The organism is Brevibacillus sp. SIMBA_040, from assembly GCF_046535075.1.
Lineage (GTDB): Bacteria > Bacillota > Bacilli > Brevibacillales > Brevibacillaceae > Brevibacillus.
In genome coordinates this window covers 1-240 of the sequence record NZ_JAWRXI010000386.1, presented here as the reverse complement: position 1 = coordinate 240, position 240 = coordinate 1, and the positions used below count along the sequence as shown (strand labels likewise).

The following is a 240-nucleotide window of genomic DNA, read 5'->3' as shown; positions in this document are numbered from 1 at the left end:
CCATGACAACGGAGGGTGATGCGCCGAACTTGAGTCGCGTCAATTTCAGTTCGAATTCTGCCCGTGCTCCTAATTTTACGTTCGACACTGACTATCCGGCGACACCGAACGAGTGGAAAGACTTCGAAGCGCGGCAGCGGGAAAAAATGTCGTCGCAGTCAGTTGGCCCAGGCGCAACCGTTGCAGAACCGGGATATTACCGCAAGGTGGCGATTACCGGCGAGCGCGGCCAGTTCGTCC

Annotated in this window: 1 protein-coding gene; it reads left to right on the top strand. The window is 57.1% G+C overall.

All coding sequences use genetic code 11. The features are described 5' to 3' along the window. Positions 1 to 29: 29 nt before the first annotated feature. Positions 30 to 240: hypothetical protein (locus tag SB752_RS33195; RefSeq protein ID WP_410719628.1), on the top strand; the 211-nt coding region annotated here is incomplete at its 3' end.